Below are 1,060 nucleotides of genomic sequence, written 5' to 3'. Positions count from 1 at the left end.
GGCCGAGGCGCAGCGCGCCGCCGCTGCCCTGGCCGCGCTGGAGACGCGCGCCGCCGCGGCGGCCGCGGGCCTTTCGTCCGCCGCCGCCGCGCGGGACAGGGCGGCCGCGGAGGAAGCCCGCCGGCGCGAGGCGCGCGCCGCCGCCGAGGCCGCCCGGCAGGCCGCCGCCGCCGCCGTGCAGCAGCGCCCGGGCCTGCTGGCGGCGCGCGACCATGCCGCCGGCCAGGCGCGCGACGCCGCGGCTCTCGCCGACCTGGCGCCGGAGATCGGGCGGCAGGAGAAGGCGCTAGCCAGGGCCGCCGTCGCCGAAACCACCGCGCGCGAGGGACTGGAAAAAGCCCGTGCCGCCCGCCAGCAGGCCGAGCGTGCGGCGCTTGCCGCCGCCGCCGCGCATTGGTCGGCCCGGCTGCGCCCAGGCGAGGCCTGCCCGGTCTGCGGCGCGCTCGACCATCCTTCCCCGGCCGAGGCGCCGGCGGGAGAGCTCGCCGACCCCGAAGCCGCCCGCGCGGCTGCGGAAGAGGCGGCGACGGTGCTGGCCGATCGCCAGCGCGCGCTGGCGAAGGCTGAACAGGACGTGTCCCGCAGCCGCGACCGCGCGGCCGACCTGCGCCAGCGCCTGCCGGAAGCCCTGGCGCCCGAGGCCGCCGCCAGCGCGGCGCGCGCGGCCGAGGCCGCCCTGGCCGCCGCCGAGGCCATCGCCCAACAGGCCCCGGCCGCCGCCCAGGCTTTCGCCCAGGCGGAGGCCGCGCTGGCCGGGGCGGTGGCGGCCCTCGCCACAGCGGACGCAGCCCTGGCCGCCGCGACGACCGCCGAGGGCGAGGCGCGGCACGAGGCCGCCGCGCGCCGCCGCCAGATCCCCGAGGATGCCCGCGACCCGGCGATCCTCGCCGAGCGCCTGCGCCAGGCGGAGACCGCCGTCGACGCCCTCGAGGAGAACATCCGCGTCGCCGAGCGCGAGGATTCCGCCGCCGAGGCCGCGCTGCAGGCCGCGACCCAGGCCGCAGGCGAGGCCGCCGGGCGCGCGGCGGCGGCTGCCACCCGGCGCGACGCCGCCGCTGTC

1 protein-coding gene is annotated in these 1,060 nt (G+C 82.4%); it reads left to right on the top strand.

The genetic code is table 11. The features are described from left to right. Positions 1 to 1,060: hypothetical protein (locus BKE38_RS32560; RefSeq protein WP_420014345.1), on the top strand; the 1,060-nt coding region annotated here is incomplete at both ends.

Source organism: Teichococcus deserti (assembly GCF_001982615.1).
GTDB lineage: Bacteria > Pseudomonadota > Alphaproteobacteria > Acetobacterales > Acetobacteraceae > Pseudoroseomonas > Pseudoroseomonas deserti.
This window is presented reverse-complemented; position numbering and strand designations above follow the sequence as displayed.